The following is a 19,817-nucleotide window of genomic DNA, read 5'->3' on the forward strand; positions in this document are numbered from 1 at the left end:
GGCCCCAAGAGTTTGGTAGGGATGCGGGGTGCGCGCGATCGAACTTCCCCCGACGGCCGACTGGAGCATCTGCGTCCGGGACGCGAGCGATGATCGGGTGCTGTACGCCCACCATCCGGAGCGATTGCTGCGGACCGCCAGCGTCGGCAAGGTGTTCCTGCTGGCCGAGGTGTCTGCCCGGTTGGCGGCGGGGGAGCTCGATCCGGACGAGCCGTTGCGCTGGGACGATGACGAGTGGGTCGCCGACTCCGGGCTCTGGTACCAGCTGCGCAGCCGCTCCCTGCCGCTGGCCGATCTCTGCCTGCTGATCGGTGCGGTCAGCGACAACCTGGCGACCAACGTGCTGCTGCGCCGGGTCGGCATCGAGCCGGTCCGCCGGATGGCCCGGCGGCTCGGCTGCGCGGAGTCGGCACTGCTGGACCGGGTACGCGAGGGACGCCGCCCGACCGATCCACCCACCCTCTCGGTGGGTCGGGCCGACGAGTTGTCCGCGCTGCTGGGTCGGTTGCATCGCGGTGAGGTGCTCGGTCGGGAGGCCGCCGACCGGGTGCTCGGCTGGCTGGCCACCGATACCGACCTGTCGATGGTGGCCGGCGCCTTCGGGCTCGACCCGCTCGCGCACACCGGACCGGACCGCGGCGTACGGCTGGTGAACAAGACCGGCACCATCGAGACCGCCCGGATCGACATCGGCCTGGTGAGTGCCGGCGGCCGCACCCTGGCGTACGCCGCAGCGGCCAACTGGGCGGACGGGCGCCCCGAGGTGCGCGACCGGGTGCTGGCGGCGATGCGGGAGATCGGTCGCGCGGTCGCCGATGAGCTGGCTGGCTGAGTCTGGTCATCTCGACACGCTGCCCCGGCTCCGCTTCGCTGCGCCGGGGCAGCTACTCGATGACCGTGAGGGCGGCTTCGCTGCGCCGGGGCAGCTACTCGATGACCGTCGGGTCAGACGGTTTCGAGGAAGCGGCGCAGCATCTGCTGGCCGGTGACCAGGGAGGTGACCGGTACCCGCTCGTCCACGCCGTGCTGACCCTCGGAGCGTCGACCGTCGGGGTCGGGGCCGAGCGGGGTGAATCCGTAACCCGGGATCCCGATCCGGGCGAACGCCTTCGCATCGGTACCACCGCCCAGGCAGCCGGGGATCACCGTCCCGAGCGGGTCGAACTCACCGATCACCCGACGGATCGCGGCCAGCCAGGGACCGTCCAGGGGAGCGGCCACCGGTGGCTGATAGGTGCTGTGCTCCCACTCGACCGCTTCGCCCTGCCGCGGCCCGAGCAGCTCGGCCAGGGTGGCGTCGAGCTGGTCGACGAAACCGGGTGGGCAGCGGACGTCGAACTCCGCGGTCGCCGCCCCGGGGATCACGTTCACCTTGTAGCCGGCGTTCAGCATCGTCAGCGTCGCCGACGCCCGGATCGTCCACGGCAGCGGACCGGCATCATCGCCGAGGGCGGCGATCACCGCCCGCACGGCCACCTCGGCCGTCGCTTCGTCGGTGGCCGCCAGGTCGGTGACGACCTCGGCGGGCAACTCGAGAGCGCACGCCGATTCGGTCAGCTGAGCTCGTACCACCGGGGCCAGGTGCAGCGGCCAGCGGTACTCGCGCAGCCGGGTCACCGCCGCCAGCAACCGGCTGATCGCATCCGCACCGGTCGGCCGCGACCCGTGGCCGGAGGCGCCGTGGGCGGTCAGCCGCAGATGCATCGAACCCCGCTCCGCACAGGCCACCGGATAGAGGTGCACCGCCTCGCCGGTCGTGGTCCGCAGCGCCTCGCAGTGACCGCCGGATTCGCCAATGGTGCAACCGATTCCGGCGAACCGATCCGGATATCTGTCGACCAGCCACTCGGCCCCGTGGGCCCCGGTGTCCTCCTCATCGGCGACGAAGGCGAACAGCACGTCGCGGCGTGGGCGGACGCCGTCGCGGGCCCACTGCAGCAGGGTGCTCAGTGACATCGCGCAGGCGTCCTTCATGTCCTGCGCGCCCCGTCCGTAGAGGTACCCGTCGGCCACCTCGCCGGCGAACGGATCGTGTGTCCACTGCTCGGCCTCCGCCGGCACCACGTCCAGATGGCCCTGGACCAGCACCCCCGGCAGCTCGGGCTCGGAGCCCGCGACCCGGAGCAGCAGGTTGGTCCGCTCGGGTGCGTCCGGGCGGGCCAGGATCTCCGGTTGCCAGCCGGCGGTGCGCAGGGTGTCGGCGACGAACTCGGTGCAGGCGCGTTCGCCGCGGGCGCGGCCGCCGCCCCAGTTCGTGGTGTCGAAGCGGATCAGCTCACCGCACAGGCGTACGACATCGGTCTCGGTGTCACCGTCGGTCTCGGTAGGACTCACCCCTCCCACTCTGCCAAACCGTCGTCAACATTTCACGCACCTACGTTTCAGGAAGGAAACAATTGACGCATACCTCTTGACCGCGGCCTCACCGCTCCGGTTGTCTGGCGCGCAACTCGCACCAGGAGGTCGCATGTCCAGTCGTCGCACATCGTCATGGTCCAGGTTGCTGGCTGCCCTCGGGGTGCTGCTCGTCGCCCTGCTGCCCTGGGTCGGTACGCCGACCGCGCGGGCGGCCGACGCGCCGGTGCTGAAGGTGGCCGTGACCGCCGACATCGACAACTTCAACCCGTTCAAGACGGTGCTGCTGACCTCCACCCAGATCAACCGGATGCAGTATGAGCCGCTGGTGCAGTGGGGGCCGGACAACAAGCTCACCGAGGGTTTGGCGAACAAGTGGGAGGCCAGCCCGGACGCGAAGACCTGGACCTTCACCATCCCGGCCGGCCGCAGCTGGTCCGACGGCCAGCCGATCACCGCCGAGGACGCGGCCTGGACCTTCCAGCAGATGCAGCAGAAGGAGGAGCTGCAGACCGCGAACGGTTCCCTGGTGGAGAATGTGACCTCGGTGGAGGCGAAGGACCCGCAGACCGTGGTGATCACCATGAAGGAACCGCAGGCCTCCAACCCCGGCAACGAACTGCCGATCGTGCCCAAGCACATCTGGGAGAAGCTCGATGCCGCCAAGACCAACAACGACCTCTCCGACGGTCAACCGATCGTCGGCTCGGGGCCGTTCCTGATGACCAAGTACGTCAAGGGCCAGTCGATCGAGCTCACCGCCAACCCGAAGTTCTTCCGCGGTGCACCGAAGATCGGCGGAATCACCTTCGTCTACTACAAGAACCTGGACGCCGCGGTGCAGGGTCTGCGCGCCGGTGAGATCGACCTGGTCAACGGGCTCACCCCGGCCCAGTTCAACTCGCTGAAGAACCAGCAGGGCATCACCGCGAACAACGGTGAGGGCCGGCGCTACCAGGGTCTGGCGATCAACCCCGGTGCCGTCGATGCGGCTGGAAAGCCTTTGGGTGATGGGAATCCCGCCCTGCAGAACCCGCAGGTCCGCGAGGCGATCCTGACCGCGATCGATAAGAAGGTGCTGCTGGAGCGGGTGCTCGGTGGCCTGGGCAAGCCGGGCATCACCCAGGAGCCCACCGTCTATCCCGACTACTTCGGCCTCGCCGCCGGTGCCAGCGAGCGCACCTTCGACCCGGCGAAAGCCAACCAGCTGCTCGACCAGGCCGGCTACCGCAGGGGCGCCGACGGGGTCCGCGTCGACCCGTCGGGCAAGCCGCTCAAGCTGCGGCTGATGGGCCGCAGCTCCGATGCCACCCATGCCCAGCTGGCCGACTTCGTGAAGCAGTGGCTGAGCGATGTCGGGATCCCGGTCGAGACCTCGATGGTCAGCAACACCCAGGTCAACAACGACTCGACCCTCGGCAAGTACGACCTGTACTTCACCGGCTGGAGCATCGGGCCCGACCCCGACTACCAGCTGTCGATCAACCTGTGCTCCTCGCGGCCGAACGCCGACGGGTCGGGTGCGACCAGCGAGAACAACTGGTGTGACCCGAAGTTCGACCAGCTCTATGCCCAGCAGCATTCCGAGCTCGATCCGGCCAAGCGGGCCGACCTGGTCAAGCAGGCCTGGACCATCGCCTACCAGGCCAACGTGATCGACATCGTCTACTACGCCGACTACCTGGAGGCGTACCGCAGCGACCGGTTCGCGAACTTCACCAAGCAGCCGGAGAACACCGGCACGATCACCAACCAGAACGGCTACTGGGGCTACTACGGCGCCACCCCGGTGCAGGCCGGTGACACCCAGGCACAGACCGCCGGCGGCGGCAGCTCGAACACCGGGCTGTGGATCGGTGTCGGTGTCGTCGCCGTGCTGGCCCTGGCCGGTGGATTCTTCGCCATGCGTCGCCGCAAGCCCGCCGAGGATCGTGAATGAGCCTGGCGGAGACCAGCGACCCGAGCGCGCTCGAGGACGTCCCGGCACCCGCCGGACTGGGTCGCTATGTGCTCAATCGGGCGATCGGTGCCGCGATCAGCCTGATCCTCATCGTGGTGGTCGGATTCTTCGTTTTCCGAATCCTGCCTGGCGATCCGGCGATCACGATGACCCGCGGCCGCCGGGTCAGTGCCGCGGACGTGGACCGGCTGCGCGAGCAGTTCGGGCTGGACCAGCCGTTGCCGGTGCAGTTCTGGAAGTACCTGACCGGGCTGGTCACCGGTGACCTGGGCACCTCCTACACCTACGACGCCCCGGTCACCCAGCTGATCGGGGAACGGGTGGGGTCCACCCTGCTGCTCACCGGCACCGCGGCCGCGATCTCGGTGGTGCTCGGCCTGTGGCTGGGTCAGCGGGTGGCCTGGCGGCGCGGTTCCACCTTCGACAAGGCGCAGACCGGGATCGCGCTGGTGTTCTGGTCGGTGCCCACCTTCTGGCTGGGTCTGCTGCTGCTGATGCTCTTCGGCGGCACCCTGCAGTGGTTCCCGACCGGCGGCATGACCACCCCGGGCAGCACCGCCACCGGGTTGGCGTACGCCCTGGACGTGGCCAGACATCTGGTGCTGCCGGTGCTCACCATGGTGGCGGTGGTCTATGCCCAGTATCTGATGGTGATGCGCGCCTCGGTGCTGGAGGAGATGAACGCCGACTATCTGACCACCGCCCGCGCCAAGGGCCTGCGGGAGGACCTGGTCCGCACCAGGCATGCGGTCCCGAACGCCCTGCTGCCGACGGTGACGCTGATCTTCCTCACCCTCGGCCACCTGATCGGCGGTGCGATCACCGTGGAGACGGTGTTCTCCTGGCCGGGGCTGGGTTATCTCACCTTCCAGGCGCTCGACGGCCCGGATCTGCCACTGCTGCAGGGAACCTTCGTGGTCTTCTCCAGCATCGTGGTGCTGATGAACTTCGTCGCCGACCTGCTCTATCGGGTGCTGGACCCGAGATTGAAGGTCGCCTGATGAGCTCCGAACCGACGACCGGACCGGCCACCTCCGCGACCGCCATCGCCAGCCGCCGGCGGCGGCAACGGGTCGCCGCGAACTGGGCCCTCTTCGCCGCCAACCGGGCCGGCCTGGTCGGGCTGATCGGGTTGCTGTGCGTGCTGGCGCTCGCCCTGCTGGCGCCGCTGCTGGTGCCCTTCGACAGTTTCGATGTCACCCGGTTGACCGCCTCGGCCAACCAGCCACCCTCGGCGGCCCATCTGCTCGGCACCGATCCGGTGGGCCGCGATGTGCTCGGCATGCTGCTGTGGGGATCGCGGATCTCCTTGGTGGTCGGGTTCTCCGCGACCTTGATGTCGATGCTGATCGGCACCCTGATGGGGATGCTGGCCGGTCACTTCACCGGTGTGACCCAGCTCGTGCTGCTCCGCATCATCGACTTCTTCCTGGTCATCCCCAGCCTGGTGCTGGCCATCGTGCTCTCCACGATGCTGACCCGCGGCGTCCTCACCATCGTGATCGCCATCGGGTTGACCAGCTGGGCCGCGACCGCGCGGATCGTTCGCTCGCAGACCCTCACCATCGAGGCCCGGCCCTACATCGAACGGGCCCAGGCCCTCGGCGGCGGGCACGGCCATCTGCTGCTCCGGCACGTGCTGCCGGCGGTGATCCCGCTGGTGCTGGCGAACACCACGCTGATGGTCGGCTCGGCGATCATCTCGGAGTCCACGCTGTCCTTCCTCGGCCTCGGTGATCCGACGCAGATCTCCTGGGGGTCGATGCTGAAGAGCGCCCTCGACACCGGTGCGGCGACCGCCGGCTACTGGTGGTTCGTGCTGCCCCCGGGGATCGCGATCGTGATCGTCGTGCTCTGTTTCACCCTGGTCGGCCGGGCCTTGGAGGCCGTGGTCAACCCCACCCTGCGGGAGCGCCGATGACCACCCTGGAATGGCGCGGGGTGAGCGTACGCTACCGATCCCGCGCGGACGACCCGCCGGCCGTCGACGATGTCAGCCTGCGGATCGGCTCCGGTGAATCGGTGGGGCTGGCCGGTGAATCCGGCTGCGGCAAGTCCACCCTCGCCGCGACCGCGCTGCGGCTGCTGCCACGCAGCGCCGCCGTCAGCGGTGAGATCCTGGTCGACGGTGAGGACGTGACCACGATGAACTGGGGGCGGGTCCGCGCGGTCCGCTGGACCGCCGCGGCGATCGTCTTCCAGGGCGCGATGCACTCGCTCAATCCGGTCCGCCGGATCCGCTGGCAGATCGCCGAGGCGCTCAGCCTGCACGCCGACGAACGCTGGGCCGACCAGGCGGCCCGCGACCGCCGGGTGACCGAGCTGCTGGCCCGGGTCGAGTTGCCCGCCGATCGCGCGGATGCCTATCCACACGAGCTTTCCGGCGGCCAGAAGCAGCGGGTGATGATCGCGATGGCGCTCGCCTGCGACCCCGACATCATCATCGCCGACGAGCCGACGACCGCCCTCGATGTGGTGGTCCAGGCCCAGGTGCTGCAGGTGCTCTCCGAGTTGGTCAGCGAACGCGGGTTGACGCTGATCATGATCAGCCACGACCTGTCGGTGCTCGCCCAGGTCTGCCAGCGGCTGGTGGTGATGCAGTCCGGGCGGATCGTCGAACAGGGGGAGACGGCTGCGGTGGTGGCCGACCCGCAACATCCGCACACCCGGGAGCTGGCGGCCGCGTTCCCGACGATCGGTGACGAACGGTCCCGGTTGCGTGTCGGTCGCGCCGCGCGGGAGGAGGAGTTCGATCCCGACGCCGTCGCCCGGGACCGTGACCGGGAGCTCGGTGCCGAACTGCTCCAGGTGCGCGATCTGGTGGTCGACTTCCGGGCCCGGGGCAAGCGGCTGCGGGCGGTCGACCACGTCTCGCTGGGGTGCCGCCAGGGGGAGGTGGTGGCGCTGGTCGGTCAGTCCGGGTCGGGCAAGACCACCCTGGCCCGGACGGTGCTCGGGCTGCAGCGACCCACCTCCGGTGAGGTGCTGTTCGACGGCCGGCCGATGCCGCGCGGGGGAGCCGCGCTGAAGGCGTACCGGCGGAAGGTCCAGTTCGTCCTGCAGGACCCGAGTGGGGCACTCAACCCCAAGCACACCGTCCTCGACGCGGTCGCCGAGGGGCCCCGGGTGCACGGGCTGGGTGGCGACGAGGTGGAACGGGTCTCCCGGGCGCTGCGTGCCGCCGAGTTGACCCCGCCCGAGCGGTTCCTCGCCGCACTGCCGCAGGAGCTCTCCGGCGGGCAGCGGCAGCGGGTGGTGATCGCCGGGGCGCTCGCGCTGGACCCGGAATATCTGGTCGCCGACGAACCGGTCGCCTCCCTGGACGCCTCGGTGCGCGGTGAGATCCTCGGCCTGCTGCTGAATCTGCGCCGCACCCTGGGGCTCGGCGCGCTGGTGATCACCCACGATCTCGGACTGGCCTGGAACATCGCCGACCGGGTGCTGGTGATGCGCAACGGGCAGATCGTCGAGGATGGGCCCGTGGAACAGGTACTGCTGGATCCCCAGCACGACTACACCAAGACCCTGCTCGCCGCCGCGCCGCGCGGCCTGGGGGTGCCCCGGTGACCGACCCCCTGGGGCCGTTGGTGCCGGGTGACCGGGTGGCGCTGCTCGGCCCGGCCGGCCCGCCGCCGCCGGAGAAGTTGGCGGCGGCGGAGGAGCTGCTCACCGGTTGGGGGCTGGTTCCGGTACGCCTGCCCTCGGCCCGGGCGGCCCATCGGTGGGCGAGTTATCTCTCCGGTGCCGACGAGCTGCGGGCCGCGGATTTCCAGCGGGCCTGGTGCGATCCGCAGTTCCGCGGCATCATCGCGGTCCGCGGTGGCTATGGCACCGCCCGGATGCTGGACCACCTCGACCTGGCGGCGCTGCGGTCCTGCCCGCCCAAACCGGTCTACGGCAGCTCCGACATCACCGCCCTGCACGAGCTGCTGCGCGAACAGCTCGGCGTACCCAGCTGGTTCACCCCGATGCCCGCAACCGCTGACCTGCTTGACGATCCGGCAGCCACCGAGTCATTCCGGCAGGCACTGTTCGGCGATCCGGCCGAGCTCGATCACGCCGGCTCGGACGCCTTGGTCGACGGCACCGCGACCGGGACGCTGATCGGCGGCAACCTGTCGCTGCTGGCGATGACGCTGGCCGCCCGCAGCCGGCCGCCGGTCGACAACACCGGTGCCCTGGTCCTGCTCGAGGACATCAACGAGGAGACCTATCACCTGGACGGCTATCTCACCGCGCTGTTGCGGGCCGGTTGGTTCGACGGTGTCGCCGGCATCGTGCTGGGCAGCTGGCGCGGCTGCGTCGTCGACGAGGTACGCCTGCTGGTCGGCGAACTGCTCGGCGGGCTCGGGGTGCCGATCGGTGCGGGCTTCAGCTTCGGGCACGGCCCGGGTGCGGAGAGCGTGCCGCTCGGCGTACCCGCCCGGCTGCAGGTCGCCGCAGGCACGAGCACGTTGATCGTCACCCCGGGTCTTCCCCCAACCACACCCGATAGTGGAAAGTGACCCTTTAGATAGTCGCAAGTCCGTTTTACATTTGGGTCATGAGCACTCCAGACCTCACACCGATCCTCGAGGATCTTGCCGCCGGGCGGATCGATTCCGCCGAGGCCTCGCGCCGCATCGAGGCGCTCACCGGCGCTCCTGCCGGCGCCAGCGCCGGATCGAGTGCCGGGTCCACCACCGGCAGCACCGGTACCTCGGCCGGTGCCGGGGCGGACTCCTCGGCTGCGGGGGAGCGCCCCCGGCCGCGCTGGCAGCAGTACGCCCGGGACACCTTCAGCCGGGTCGTCGGCGACCAGCCCGACACCGAGGCCGACCCGCGAACCGCGCCGCCGACTGCGGAGACCCCGCGTACCGAGGGTGCCGAGCCGCCCGCCGGTGACGACGAGGTCCCCACCGCCGACCGCCGCACCGCCAACACCAAGGGCGTCGACCGGGTCTCGATCCGAGCCGTCGGCCGCCGGGTCCGGGTGGTCGGTGAACCGCGGGTGGCCACCGCCTCCGTCGACGGCGCCCATGTGCTGCGCCGCAATGGATCGGTGCTGGAGATCTCCTCCGACGGTGAGATCGGCGCCTCGATCGACGGCTTCACCCTGCTCCGCCCGCCGCGCAGTCTCGACGACGTGCGCAATCTCGGTCTGGGCAAGGAACTGTTCATCCGGGTCAACCCGAACCTGATCGTCGATGTGGAGCTGACCGCCGGGTCGCTGACCTGTGAGGACGTCCGCTACCTGGGCAAGGTCCGGGTCACCGCCGGTGGCGCCAAGCTCACCGGATTGAGCGAGGCGCACGACGTGCTGGTGCAGGCCGGTCAGGCCACCGTCAAGGGCCGGATCGCGACCGGCCGCTCCCGGATCCGCTGTGAATCCGGTTCGCTGAACGTCCAGCTGGACGACGACTCGAATGTCACCGTGCGCGCGGAATCCCAACTGGGCAAGGTGGTCTGGGCCGGTGGGCACACCGGCGCCGGTGACGAAGTGGTGATGGGCAACGGGGCCGCCCGGCTGGATGTCGGTGTGGTGATGGGCCACGCGGTGGTCCGGGTCGGTACCGAGAACGGAGGCGATCGATGAGCACGCATTCCCACGGTGAGCGGACCCTGGACGAACCGCACCGCCCGCCGAGCGACTGCCCGGTCTGCGGCGACCAGCTGCACGTCACCCGGCTCGGCTGCACCACCTGCGGATCGGAGTTGGCGGGGGTGTTCACCTCGTGCGAGTTCTGCGCACTGAACCCCGCCGAGATCGAGACCCTGCGGGTCTTCCTGGCCTCCCGCGGCAACCTGCGGGAGGTGGAGAAGCATCTCGGGGTGTCCTATCCGACCGCGCGACTGCGGCTCACCCAGCTGCTGATGAAGCTCGGCCTCTCCGGCGAGGAGGGCGAGGGCGAGCAGCCGACGAGCGCCCCGACCGAGACGACCGCCGACACCGCGGGCGGGGTGGACCGGGACACGATCCTGGCCCAGGTCGCCAGCGGTGAACTCAGCCCGGCCGAGGCCCAGCGGCTGCTGGCCGGCTGACGCCCGACGTCCGGGGCGGCGTACGCCCCGGAGACCCCGCACAACCAACGAGCCGCCCCGGATCACCCGGGGCGGCTCGTTGCTGGCGGAAATCGATGTTCAGCCGGTGAAAGCCTCCACCTTGGTGATCTTCACGGAGATGGACTTCCCGTTGGGCGTCTCGTAGGAGACGGTGTCGCCCACCTTCTTGTCCAGGATCGCCGCGCCGAGCGGGGACTGCGGGCTGTAGACGTTGACCTCGTCGGCGGCATCGTCCAGTCCGAGCAGCTCGCGGGAGCCGAGCAGGAAGGTGTCGGTGTCGTCGGGGTCGCCGTCGAAGGCGATGGTGATCTTGGTGCCCGGGACCGCCTGGTCGGTATTGGTGGGGGCATCGCCGACCTCGGCACGACGCAGCATGTCCTGCAGCTGCGCGATCCGGGCCTCCTGCTTGCCCTGCTCCTCGCGGGCGGCATGGTAGCCACCGTTCTCGCGCAGGTCCCCCTCGTCACGGGCCGCGGCGATCCGGTTGGCGATCTCGGTGCGCCCCTCACCCTCGAGGTACGCGAGCTCGTCGGCGAGCTTGTCGTAGGCCTCCTGGGTGAGCCAGATGGTGTTGGTCTCGGTGATTTCTGCCATCGCACAAGATTACCAACACCCCCGGCCCAGGCAATCGTGGCGCGCTGTTCAGCCGCCCTGGCACTTGCTGATGGTGGCGCTCACCGGCGGCCGGAAGGTGCGCAGCGAGACCTGCTCCTGGGTGACCTCGCGATCCGCGGCGGCGACGGCGTACCAGACCTCACCGACCTGCTCACCGCCCTGCGCGGTCGCCTGCACCAGACAGCGCCCGGTGACGTCGGCGGAGGAGCGGTCGATCATCAGCGTGATGTTGATGGTGTTGTTGCCGGTCACGGTGAAGCTGACCACCTGGGCGGTCACCGGCGGGTTCGACTGATCGACCGAGATCCACAACCAGACCCCCAGCAGCGGGAGCACGATGAGTGCCACCACCCACTTCAACCAGGGGCGTCGGGCGTCGGGGTATCGGGCGGCGATCCGCTCCGCGGGGGACAGGCTCACGAGAACAGGTTAGTGACCGGCGGGAATCTCTCGGGCCGATCTGGTGTTTGCTTGGGTTGGCTGACCGTTCGACACCCATGGAGTCCGACCTTGACGAGCACGACCACCACCCGCCCCCGGCGTACCGCTGACGGCGACCAGCTCCGCCTGCTGCACGTGCACGCGCACCCCGACGACGAGTCGAGCAAGGGCGCGGCGGTGACCGCGAAATACGTCGATGAGGGCGTCCGGGTGATGGTCGCGACCTGCACCGGGGGCGAGCGGGGGTCGATCCTCAACCCGGCGATGGACCGCCCCGACATCATCAACCACCTCGCCGAGGTGCGCCGCCGCGAGATGGATCGGGCGCGGGCGATCCTGGGCATCGAGCAGACCTGGCTCGGCTTCGTCGACTCCGGGCTGCCCGAGGGCGACCCGCTGCCGCCGCTGCCGGACGGCTGCTTCGCGCTGCAGGATCCGGAGCAGGCGGCCGGGGAACTGGTCCGGGTGATCCGGCAGTTCCGGCCGCAGGTGCTGACCACCTACGACGAGCTGGGTGGCTACCCGCACCCCGATCACATCCAGACCAACCGGATCAGCCTGATCGCCGTCGAACAGGCCGCCGATCCGACGAAGTGGCCGGAGCACGGCGAGCCCTGGCAGGTGAGCAAGGTCTACTACCAGCACACCTTCAACCGGCAGCGCACGATCGCCCTGCACGAGGCGATGCTGGATCGCGGCTTCGAGTCGCCGTACGCCGAGCGGCTCGCCAACTGGGACGACTCGAACCGGGTGCCGGACTCGCGGATCACCACCGCGGTCGAGTGCGCCGACTACTTCTCGGTCCGCGACCGGGCGCTGCTCGCGCATGGTACGCAGGTCGACCCGAACGGGGCCTGGTTCCACGTGCCGCTCGAGGTGCAGCGCGAGGTCTGGCCGACCGAGGAGTTCGAACTCGTCATCGACCAGACCGGCTCGGAGACGCCCGAGGAGGATCTGTTCGCCGGGATCGCGGTCCAGGCGTAGAGTCCTCCTCGTGGAGGGAGGGCTCATGCTGCCGTTGGACATCGACCCCAATTCGGTGGTCGCAGGCTGGATCCCGCTGGTGCTGATCCTGGTGCTGGGCGGCGCCTCGGCGCTGCTCTTCCGCAGCATGCGCCGGCAGATGCGCAAGATCGACATCCCCGAGGAGGGCGTCGACACCCGCCCCGACCAGGACCCGGAGCACGTCGAGCAGCGCTGAACCCACGCTCATCGCCCGGCCCGCCGTGCGCAGCCACGGCCGCCAGAAATCGAGCGATCAGTCGAACACCCCCACCCGGGCGGCTGCGATGGCCGCGTCGGCTGCCCGGTCGGCCAACTCCTCGGTGAGTGGCTCGCCGCTGGCCAGGAAGGCGTAGTAGAGCGGCGCGGACACCGCCTGGATCACCTGGCGGGCGTCGGTGCCCTCGGCCAGCTCGCCGCGCGCGACGGCGTCGGTGACGCAGGGTGCCCACTCATCGATCCGGGTCGCATAGAACCGGTGCAGCGCCTCGGCGGCCGCCTCGTCGCCGGCCCCGGCCATGATCAGCGCGCGGAACAGTCGGCCCTGGCGGGGGTCGCTCAGCGTCGTGCGGACCAGGCGCGCGTTGGCTCGCAGGTCCCCGGTCAGCGACCCGGTGTCGACCCGCGGCAGGGAGTCCTCGGCCATCGACTCCAGCAGATCGCGGATCAGTTCGGTGGCCGACCCCCAGCGTCGATAGACGGTGGTCCGCCCGACTCCGGCGCGTTCGGCGAGCTCGGTCAGATCGAGACCTGCGAACCCCCGCTCGGCGAGCAGATCCCCGGTCGCACGCAGCACCGCCTGGCGTACCCGCGCGGTCCGGCCACCCGGCCGCGTTCCCACCGACTCAGTCATAACGGGACCACAGTACCGTTAATCACGGATCCGTGCTAGCGTCCACTAACGGAACTAAAATACCGTTAGGAGTTGGATCATGGAGTATCGCAGGGTCGGGGATTCGGGGCTGATCGTGCCCGAGCTGTCGTTCGGGGCCGGGACCTTCGGCGGCAGCGGGCCGCTGTTCGGTAACTGGGGGACCACCGATGTCACGGAGGCCTCCCGACTGATCGACATCTGCCTGGACGCGGGACTCACCATGTTCGACACCGCCGATGTCTATTCCGATGGCGCCTCGGAGGAGGTGCTCGGTGCGGCACTGAAGGGCCGCCGCGACGAGGTGCTGATCTCGACCAAGGCCGGTCTGCCGATGGGGGAGGGTCCGCAGGACGCCGGCACCTCCCGGGCCCGGCTGATCCGGGTCTGCGAGGACGCCCTGCGGCGACTGCAGACCGACCATCTCGACCTGTTCCAGCTGCACGCCTTCGATGCCGGCACCCCGATCGAGGAGGTGGTCTCGACCATCGACGACCTCGTCACCGCCGGCAAGATCCGGTACGCCGGGGTGTCCAACTTCGCCGGCTGGCAGCTGATGCGATCCCTCGCCGTCGCCGATCGGCACGGCTGGAGTCGCTATGTGGCCCATCAGGTCTACTACTCCCTGGTCGGCCGGGACTACGAGCACGACCTGCTGCCGCTCGGGCTGGACCAGGGGGTCGGCGCGCTGGTCTGGAGCCCGCTCGGCTGGGGCCGGCTGACCGGGAAGATCCGCCGCGGCCAGCCGCTGCCGGCGGACAGTCGGCTGCACGCGACCGCCCAGTTCGGGCCACCGGTGCCCGACGAGCGGTTGTACGACGTGGTCGAGATGCTCACCGAGATCGCCGCGGAGACCGGCCGGAGCGTGCCGCAGGTGGCGATCAACTGGCTGCTCCGCCGACCGAGTGTCGCCTCGGTCATCATCGGCGCCCGGACCGAGGCCCAACTCCGCGACAACCTCGGTGCCGTCGGCTGGGCCCTCACCGCGGATCAGGTGAGCCGCCTCGATGCGGTCAGCGCGGTCCCAGCGCCCTACCCGCACTTCCCCTACGAACGCCAGGAGGGGTTCGCCCGGCTCAACCCGCCGGTGGTCGCGGCGGGGTCCTGATCTGGCGACTCGTTACAGTGCCTGCGTGCAGACCAGCGAGCAGCCCGACGCCGAGGCCGACGCCTCCGGGCGTACGCCTGCTCGCTGGGTCGGCCTGCGGAGCAGGGCCCGGCCCTGGCTGGTCACCGTGCTGGTGCTGGCGGTGCTGGCCACGGTGATCGGGTTGGCCGGGGGCTGGCGCCCGGCGACCGCCGACACAGGCCGGGGCCGTGCGCTGCCCGCCGGCAAGGAGATCCGGCTGGCGCGCTGGAAGATCACCGTGCTCGATGCCGAACTGAGCAACGTCGACCCCGACGGCGGTTACCAGACCCCCGACACGATCCGATTGCGGTTCGCCCTGGAGAATCGCGGCGACAAGACCAGCAACGAGTTTCCGATCACGGTGCTCGGTCAGGACCCGGGCGCGACCCCCGGCGTACTCACCATCGATCCGCAGACCCCCGAACGGCCGGACTCGGTGAGCGACGGTGGGGCCCTCGGCCAGCTCGGCGTCGACCCGCAGATCACCCAGCCGTGGACCGTCGAGATCGCTTACCAGCAAGGAATCACGGTCACCGCGCCAACCCGGATCGCGGTGGTCGTGCGCGATGAGAAGAAGACCAAGAGCCTCGCGTCGAGCTCACCGGACGACTATGAGGTCGCGGACGCGCCGGTCGGGCATCTGCTGGTACCGCTGGTCGATCGGCGGACCCGGTGAGACGCCGGGTGCCGGGCGGTGCGGTGCTCGGGCTGGCGGTCTGCCTGATCGCGGTGGTGGCGCTGATCTGGACCATGCCGAAGGACGAGGCGGACCGGCGTACCTATGCGATCGCCGAAGGTGACGCCTGGTTCACCTGGCGCGACCTGCAGGTACGCCAGGTGCGGACCCAGGTCGTCACTTCGGTCGCCGGCCGGTATGGGGATCCGGTGACGGCCGAACCCGACGCCGCCTTCGTCGTCGTCGACTACCAGGTGCGGTCGCTGCGCGAACCCGTGGCCCTGACCCATCAACTGGTGCTGGGCGACCTGCGGGTGGATGCCTTCACCCGGCTCAGTCAGCTCCCCGCCGAGCAGGCCCAACCGGGTTTCACCCAGACCGGAACGGTGGTCTATCAGGTGCCGCGCGCGAAGTTGCCCGCCCGCGCGCTGAGTGCCCTCCAGCGGCCCACTCGCGGTCTGGTCTCCTACAGCGAACTGCCCGCCCTGCGGCTGGAGTTGGGCCAGCCGGTGAACGCCCTGGCCGAGCCCGCGGAGGCGACCACCGAGGTGACCCGATGAGGCGCTGGGTCGGATTCGGGGTGGCGCTGCTGCTCGCGGTGGCGACCGCTGTCTGGGTCGGGATGGACAACCGCGCCGCCCGGCCGAGCGTGACCCGCGAGAACACCCCGATCCGCGCCGCCGGGATGGGCGAGTGGGTGCGGACCGACGGCATCGCGCTGCGCGTCGTCCGGGCCGATATCGCACCATCCTTCCCGGACGCCGACCGTCCCGAGAAACTGGTGGAGCCGACGGCCGCGGGGGCGGTGATCGTCCGGGTCGCCTACGAGGTCGATCGCGGTGCGGAACAGTCGGTGCTCTGCAGCACGGGTCTGTACGCCGGCCTCGGCGGCCCGGACCAGCGCGAGTGGAGCAAGAGTTCGCTGATCGGGCTGACCAGTTTCGACGACCCCTCGCACTGCGGCTGGAAACCCAGCGACGGGTCGCCGCGGCCGCCGGTGATCACTCTGGTCGAAGGGTTCGAGGTGCCGCCGGGGACCAGCGACCTGACCTTTCAGCTCGGCCGCGATGCCGGTACCCGGGTGCGGGTGCCGCTACCCGGCTGACGTCCGCGTACCGCAGCCCTCGACGGCTCCCGTACCCGCCGGGCGGTGAGCAGGCAGCGGTCGAACGCGGCGGCGTACAGGGCGATCGCCAGGGTGCTGAACACCAGCCCGGTGAGCAACTCGGTGAGCGGGCCGAGGAACAACATCTGCTCGGCCGGTACGGGGCCGATCACGGTGGTGGTGAGCATCTCGAAGCCACCCCGCAGCCAGCTGAGTGCGGTCGCGGCCAGCAGGTAGCAGCCGATGAACCGTGGGCCGGCGGCCGCGATCAGGCGCAGCGCGCGCCAGACCGGCAGGTACTTCTCCCGGACATCGAGGGTGGCCAGGTCGACGACCCGCCCCAGCGGCTCCCAGGTCTTCCTCAACCGACCGGTGAGGCGCCCGAGCCGGCTGCCGGCGTCGATCTCGTGCACGGTCCGCCAGCCGAAGACGACCGCGGTCAGCGCGAGCCAGACCAGCGGCAGCAGCAGATATTGACCCAGTGCGGGCAGGCCGGTGGCGGTGAGCCAGCGGCCGGTGTCGGCGACCGCCTCGGGCAGGGTCAGGTCGAACGGCAGCCTGAGGTTCGGCAGCGCTTCCAGGAATCCCCGCCAGGCCCGGCTGACCCACTGCCAGACCACCCGGCCGGTCAGCCAGTCGACGAGCTGGGTGGTCGCCCGGTAGAGGCCGAGGAAGGAGGCGAAGACGAAGACCCCGTCGGCGAGCACCGCCAGGCCGGCGAGCGCGGGTCTGCCGAAGCGCCGATGCAGGGCGCCGGCCGCCAACTTGATCAGCCAGGCGATCAGCGCCAGCAGCAGATAGCCCTGCCAGCGGCGCAGGTCGATCGACCACGCGTCGGGGTTCAGGCTGTAGCGGATCTGGTTGGCCACGAACAATTCTCGGATCCGGTCATCGACGAGCCCCCACAGGGCGTACACCGCCAGGAAGGGGCCGAGCGCGAGCGCCAGGGTCACCCCGCGCGAGGTGTCGGGGTCGAGGGTGGCGGTCTCCGGCAGCTTCGGGTCGTTGGCCGTTCGCTCGCGGAGCAGGGCCAGCCTGGTGAGTTGCGGTTCCAGTGCGCCGATCATCAGCACGGTCGCGGCGACCGAGGCCAGCACGCCGAGAATGAACAGCAGCAGCGCGAGGTACGCGTGCCCGCCGCCGACGGTGATCGCGGCCTGGAACAACCCCCGGTCGAGCACGAACCCCAGGCAGAACCACATGCCCAGCGCCGGGAAGGCGGTCAGCCACATCCGGGCGGCATCGGCCACCAGCTCGGCGAAGGTGGCGAGCGTACGCATGGGGGGAATCTAGCGGGCGACGGGTCCCCGCCCGGAACTCGCATCCCGCGTACGGGTCCGCACCCGGTAGAGGCTCGTGGTCGCGACGATGTAGAGCGTCCGGCCGTCCTCGCCGCCGAAACAGAGGTTGCCGACCTTCTCCGGCACCGGCAGGTCCAGCAGCCGCTCACCGTCGGGGGTGAACACCTGCACCCCGGATTCGCTGGAGCTCCAGATGTTCCCGTCGACATCGACCCGGATCCCGTCGGGCAGACCGGGGGAGACCTCGGTGAGGATCCGCCCGTTCTTCGCGTGCCGACCCTCGACGACGTCGTAGACGTGGATGGCGTGACCGCGCGGCCGGTCCGGTGCCGGGTTGTCGCGGTCGGCGGGTTCGATCGAGGAATCGCTGACGTACAACAGTTTCTCGTCGGGGGAGAAGGCCAGCCCGTTCGGCGCCTCGATGTCGATCACCACCGGCAGCAGCGACCCGGTCGTCGGATCGAAGCGGAACACGTACCGGTCGCCGTACTCCTCGACTCCGGGATGTCCCTCCTCGGCGCGCTTGATGCCATAGGCGGGGTCGCTGAACCAGATCGCCCCGTCCGAGGCGACGACCAGGTCGTTGGGGGAGTTCAGTCGGTGCTCACCGAAGCGGTCGACGAGCACCTCGGGGGCGTACGCCTCCCCGGGACCGACGGCGGTGTCGCGTTGCACCGCCCGCCGCCCGTGCGAGCACTCCACCACCCGACCGTCGAGATCCAGGGTGCGGCCATTGGTGAACTCGACATCATCGGCGAAGACGGCGAGTTCACCGGTCTCCTCGGAGAACTCCAGGATCCGGTTGTTCGGGATGTCGCTGAAGCGCACGGCCCGCCGACGGGGCACCCAGACCGGGCCCTCGGCCCAGATCGCGCCGGTGGCGACCCTGGTCAGTTCGGCATCCTCGGCCAACAGGGGTGACTGCTGCGGTGCTGTCATCGGGTGCTCCTTCGCGGGGTGTGGGGTGGTCAGGAATGGTGCTGGGCGACCGCGACGGTTTCGGTGATCCGGGCCAGCGGGATCAATCCCAGCAGACAGACCGCGGCGAGCAGCACGTAGTGCCAGGTGAAGCCGAAGGCGTCGATGACGATGCCGGCGACCAGGGAGGCGAAGATGCCGGACACCCCGAGCGCCACGCCGATCATGATGCCCATCGCCGTGCCGGCGGCCCGCGGGACCGAGTCGATCAGCAGCGCGTACACCACCGGGAACGGGGCGTTGCGGAACAGGCCCCAGGCCAGCAGCACGATCCAGGCGCTGGTCGGCCCGGAGATGAAGATCATCGCCAGCAGCGTGCCCGCCCAGCCGAGGATCAGGAAGACGATCGCGAACTTGCGGCCGATCCGGTCCGAGGCGGTGCCCCAGACCACCTGGCCGATCCAACCGGTGATGCCGGAGGCGCCGGAGATCAGCGCGGCCTGCGCGTTCGACATGCCCAAGCCGGTGAACTGCACGGTGAGGAAGGTCACCGCCCCCGCTTCGCCCCACAGGAAGAGGAAGACCAGCACCACCGACCAGCGCACGTTGGCGTGCCGCAGTGCTTCCTTGACCGGTGCGAGCAGGCTTCCGCTGTTGCGTACCGACAGCTCCGGCAGCGGGCGGGTGAGCCGATGGTCGTCGATCCAGTCATAGACGCGTTGCTGGTTGCGGCGGGTGCCGATGATCGTCTGGGCGATGATGATCGGGATACCCAGCAGCGGGATCACCAGAAAGGCCTCCTGCCAGCCGGCCGCGCCGAGGACGACCGCGATCAGCGCACCGGTGAGGAACTGGCCGATCGGGAAGCCGGTGTGATGCACGCCGATGGCGAACCCGCGGTGCTCTTTGGGCCACCATTCGGAGACCAGGGCCACGTTGACCGGTTCGGAGCCCCCGCGGCTGAGCCCCATCGGGATGCGCAGCAGCAGGAAGGCGAGGTAGCTCCCGGCCAGGCCATAGGTCAGCGCACCACCGACGATCCCGATCAGCATCGCCACGTTCCAGGTCCAGGTGCGGCGATATCCGGTGCCGATCCGGTCGGCGACGTAGCCGAAGATCAGACCGCCCGCGACGAGGCCGGCGAAATAGACCGAGTTGATCAGACCGGCCTCGGCGTTGCCGATCCCGTACTGCTGCTGGATCGCCGGCAGCACGGCGGGCAGGATGCCGTGATCGACCGAGATCATCAGGATCGCCAGGGTGGTGATCAGCAGCGTCCACCAGGACAGGGCGGGCGCGCGGGGCAGCAATCTGGTGGTACCGGGATTGAGCTCAGTCATGTCACACCCCTCCATCGAGGGTGGGCCGCGGGACCCGGATCCGGCGATGACGGATCGCAGCC

Annotated in this window: 21 protein-coding genes; 14 read left to right on the plus strand and 7 right to left on the minus strand. The window is 69.9% G+C overall.

What is annotated here, in order from left to right:
- Positions 1-28: 28 nt before the first annotated feature.
- Positions 29-832 (plus strand): serine hydrolase, encoded by an 804-nt coding sequence (locus tag BI335_RS17910; RefSeq protein ID WP_094432640.1) that lies wholly within the window; start codon positions 29-31, stop codon positions 830-832.
- A gap of 113 nt (positions 833-945) precedes the next feature.
- On the opposite strand, the gene BI335_RS17915 is transcribed toward BI335_RS17910, so the two are convergent.
- Positions 946-2,334: a M20/M25/M40 family metallo-hydrolase gene (locus BI335_RS17915; RefSeq protein ID WP_094432643.1), complete on the minus strand. Its 1,389-nt coding sequence runs from the start codon at positions 2,332-2,334 to the stop codon at positions 946-948.
- A gap of 133 nt (positions 2,335-2,467) precedes the next feature.
- On the opposite strand from BI335_RS17915, the gene BI335_RS17920 reads away from it, so the two are divergent.
- Genes BI335_RS17920 through BI335_RS17950 form a run of 7 tightly spaced genes read left to right on the plus strand, consistent with a single transcriptional unit; the run spans position 2,468 to position 10,336 of the window.
- Positions 2,468-4,294 carry an ABC transporter substrate-binding protein gene (locus BI335_RS17920; protein WP_094405687.1) on the plus strand — a complete coding sequence of 609 codons (1,827 nt, stop codon included), beginning with the start codon at positions 2,468-2,470 and terminating at the stop codon, positions 4,292-4,294.
- Complete coding sequence (locus BI335_RS17925; RefSeq protein WP_094400183.1) at positions 4,291-5,316, plus strand: ABC transporter permease; 1,026 nt, start codon at positions 4,291-4,293, stop codon at positions 5,314-5,316. The genes BI335_RS17920 and BI335_RS17925 overlap by 4 nt, the downstream gene beginning before the upstream one ends.
- Positions 5,316-6,236, plus strand: coding sequence for an ABC transporter permease (locus tag BI335_RS17930; protein WP_094405688.1), 921 nt, complete (start codon positions 5,316-5,318; stop codon positions 6,234-6,236). The genes BI335_RS17925 and BI335_RS17930 overlap by 1 nt, the downstream gene beginning before the upstream one ends.
- Positions 6,233-7,882 carry an ABC transporter ATP-binding protein gene (locus BI335_RS17935; RefSeq protein WP_094405689.1) on the plus strand — a complete coding sequence of 550 codons (1,650 nt, stop codon included), beginning with the start codon at positions 6,233-6,235 and terminating at the stop codon, positions 7,880-7,882. The genes BI335_RS17930 and BI335_RS17935 overlap by 4 nt, the downstream gene beginning before the upstream one ends.
- Complete coding sequence (locus BI335_RS17940) at positions 7,879-8,820, plus strand: S66 peptidase family protein (RefSeq protein WP_094405690.1); 942 nt, start codon at positions 7,879-7,881, stop codon at positions 8,818-8,820. The genes BI335_RS17935 and BI335_RS17940 overlap by 4 nt, the downstream gene beginning before the upstream one ends.
- Positions 8,821-8,858: 38 nt before the next feature.
- Positions 8,859-9,890 carry a hypothetical protein gene (locus BI335_RS17945; protein ID WP_094405691.1) on the plus strand — a complete coding sequence of 344 codons (1,032 nt, stop codon included), beginning with the start codon at positions 8,859-8,861 and terminating at the stop codon, positions 9,888-9,890.
- Positions 9,887-10,336, plus strand: a complete 450-nt coding sequence (locus tag BI335_RS17950; RefSeq protein WP_094400190.1) for a DUF2089 domain-containing protein — start codon at positions 9,887-9,889, stop codon at positions 10,334-10,336. Before BI335_RS17945 ends, BI335_RS17950 begins: the two co-directional genes overlap by 4 nt.
- 99 nt (positions 10,337-10,435) lie before the next feature.
- Here the strand turns inward: BI335_RS17950 and greA are convergent, their stop codons facing one another.
- Together greA and BI335_RS17960 are read right to left on the minus strand one after the other, a co-directional pair.
- Positions 10,436-10,951 (minus strand): transcription elongation factor GreA, encoded by a 516-nt coding sequence (greA, locus tag BI335_RS17955; RefSeq protein WP_094356037.1) that lies wholly within the window; start codon positions 10,949-10,951, stop codon positions 10,436-10,438.
- Positions 10,952-10,999: 48 nt separating this feature from the next.
- Positions 11,000-11,392 carry a DUF4307 domain-containing protein gene (locus BI335_RS17960; RefSeq protein ID WP_094356038.1) on the minus strand — a complete coding sequence of 131 codons (393 nt, stop codon included), beginning with the start codon at positions 11,390-11,392 and terminating at the stop codon, positions 11,000-11,002.
- A gap of 90 nt (positions 11,393-11,482) precedes the next feature.
- Between BI335_RS17960 and mca the strand changes: the two genes are divergently transcribed.
- Positions 11,483-12,397, plus strand: coding sequence for a mycothiol conjugate amidase Mca (mca, locus tag BI335_RS17965; RefSeq protein WP_094356039.1), 915 nt, complete (start codon positions 11,483-11,485; stop codon positions 12,395-12,397).
- Between the two features lie 10 nt (positions 12,398-12,407).
- Positions 12,408-12,614, plus strand: a complete 207-nt coding sequence (locus tag BI335_RS17970; RefSeq protein ID WP_133626578.1) for a hypothetical protein — start codon at positions 12,408-12,410, stop codon at positions 12,612-12,614.
- A gap of 57 nt (positions 12,615-12,671) precedes the next feature.
- On the opposite strand, the gene BI335_RS17975 is transcribed toward BI335_RS17970, so the two are convergent.
- A complete protein-coding gene (locus tag BI335_RS17975) occupies positions 12,672-13,268 on the minus strand; it encodes a TetR/AcrR family transcriptional regulator (protein WP_094432645.1) in 597 nt (198 codons plus the stop codon).
- Between the two features lie 79 nt (positions 13,269-13,347).
- Between BI335_RS17975 and BI335_RS17980 the strand changes: the two genes are divergently transcribed.
- From BI335_RS17980 to BI335_RS17995, 4 genes are read left to right on the plus strand one after another with little or no spacing between them, the layout of a single operon-like run.
- Positions 13,348-14,394, plus strand: a complete 1,047-nt coding sequence (locus tag BI335_RS17980; protein ID WP_094405693.1) for an aldo/keto reductase — start codon at positions 13,348-13,350, stop codon at positions 14,392-14,394.
- A gap of 25 nt (positions 14,395-14,419) precedes the next feature.
- Positions 14,420-15,091, plus strand: coding sequence for a hypothetical protein (locus tag BI335_RS17985; protein WP_094432647.1), 672 nt, complete (start codon positions 14,420-14,422; stop codon positions 15,089-15,091).
- Entirely contained in the window at positions 15,088-15,651 is a 564-nt protein-coding gene (locus BI335_RS17990) for a hypothetical protein (RefSeq protein WP_133626577.1), read from the plus strand. Before BI335_RS17985 ends, BI335_RS17990 begins: the two co-directional genes overlap by 4 nt.
- Entirely contained in the window at positions 15,648-16,196 is a 549-nt protein-coding gene (locus BI335_RS17995; RefSeq protein WP_094405696.1) for a hypothetical protein, read from the plus strand. Before BI335_RS17990 ends, BI335_RS17995 begins: the two co-directional genes overlap by 4 nt.
- Here the strand turns inward: BI335_RS17995 and BI335_RS18000 are convergent.
- The 3 genes from BI335_RS18000 to BI335_RS18010 are packed head-to-tail and all read right to left on the minus strand — an operon-like array spanning position 16,145 to position 19,755.
- The gene (locus BI335_RS18000) at positions 16,145-17,476 is read right to left on the minus strand and encodes a hypothetical protein (RefSeq protein ID WP_094405697.1); all 1,332 of its coding nucleotides are present in this window, start codon (positions 17,474-17,476) and stop codon (positions 16,145-16,147) included. The genes BI335_RS17995 and BI335_RS18000 overlap by 52 nt on opposite strands.
- 9 nt (positions 17,477-17,485) lie before the next feature.
- Positions 17,486-18,436, minus strand: coding sequence for an SMP-30/gluconolactonase/LRE family protein (locus tag BI335_RS18005; protein WP_094405698.1), 951 nt, complete (start codon positions 18,434-18,436; stop codon positions 17,486-17,488).
- A 29-nt stretch (positions 18,437-18,465) separates the two neighbouring features.
- Positions 18,466-19,755, minus strand: coding sequence for an MFS transporter (locus BI335_RS18010; RefSeq protein WP_166646892.1), 1,290 nt, complete (start codon positions 19,753-19,755; stop codon positions 18,466-18,468).
- Positions 19,756-19,817 lie beyond the last annotated feature (62 nt).

It is taken from the genome of Enemella evansiae (assembly GCF_002250705.1).
Classification (GTDB): domain Bacteria; phylum Actinomycetota; class Actinomycetes; order Propionibacteriales; family Propionibacteriaceae; genus Enemella; species Enemella evansiae.

Coding starts and splice junctions, on each gene's coding strand:
- BI335_RS17950 (WP_094400190.1), top strand. CDS start 9,887: ATGAGCACGCATTCCCACGGTGAGCGGACCCTGGACGAACCGCACCGC.
- BI335_RS18005 (WP_094405698.1), bottom strand. CDS start 18,436: ATGACAGCACCGCAGCAGTCACCCCTGTTGGCCGAGGATGCCGAACTG.
- BI335_RS18010 (WP_166646892.1), bottom strand. CDS start 19,755: ATGACTGAGCTCAATCCCGGTACCACCAGATTGCTGCCCCGCGCGCCC.
- BI335_RS17930 (WP_094405688.1), top strand. CDS start 5,316: ATGAGCTCCGAACCGACGACCGGACCGGCCACCTCCGCGACCGCCATC.
- BI335_RS18000 (WP_094405697.1), bottom strand. CDS start 17,476: ATGCGTACGCTCGCCACCTTCGCCGAGCTGGTGGCCGATGCCGCCCGG.
- BI335_RS17935 (WP_094405689.1), top strand. CDS start 6,233: ATGACCACCCTGGAATGGCGCGGGGTGAGCGTACGCTACCGATCCCGC.
- greA (WP_094356037.1), bottom strand. CDS start 10,951: ATGGCAGAAATCACCGAGACCAACACCATCTGGCTCACCCAGGAGGCC.
- BI335_RS17975 (WP_094432645.1), bottom strand. CDS start 13,268: ATGACTGAGTCGGTGGGAACGCGGCCGGGTGGCCGGACCGCGCGGGTA.
- BI335_RS17995 (WP_094405696.1), top strand. CDS start 15,648: ATGAGGCGCTGGGTCGGATTCGGGGTGGCGCTGCTGCTCGCGGTGGCG.
- BI335_RS17980 (WP_094405693.1), top strand. CDS start 13,348: ATGGAGTATCGCAGGGTCGGGGATTCGGGGCTGATCGTGCCCGAGCTG.
- BI335_RS17925 (WP_094400183.1), top strand. CDS start 4,291: ATGAGCCTGGCGGAGACCAGCGACCCGAGCGCGCTCGAGGACGTCCCG.
- BI335_RS17920 (WP_094405687.1), top strand. CDS start 2,468: ATGTCCAGTCGTCGCACATCGTCATGGTCCAGGTTGCTGGCTGCCCTC.
- BI335_RS17945 (WP_094405691.1), top strand. CDS start 8,859: ATGAGCACTCCAGACCTCACACCGATCCTCGAGGATCTTGCCGCCGGG.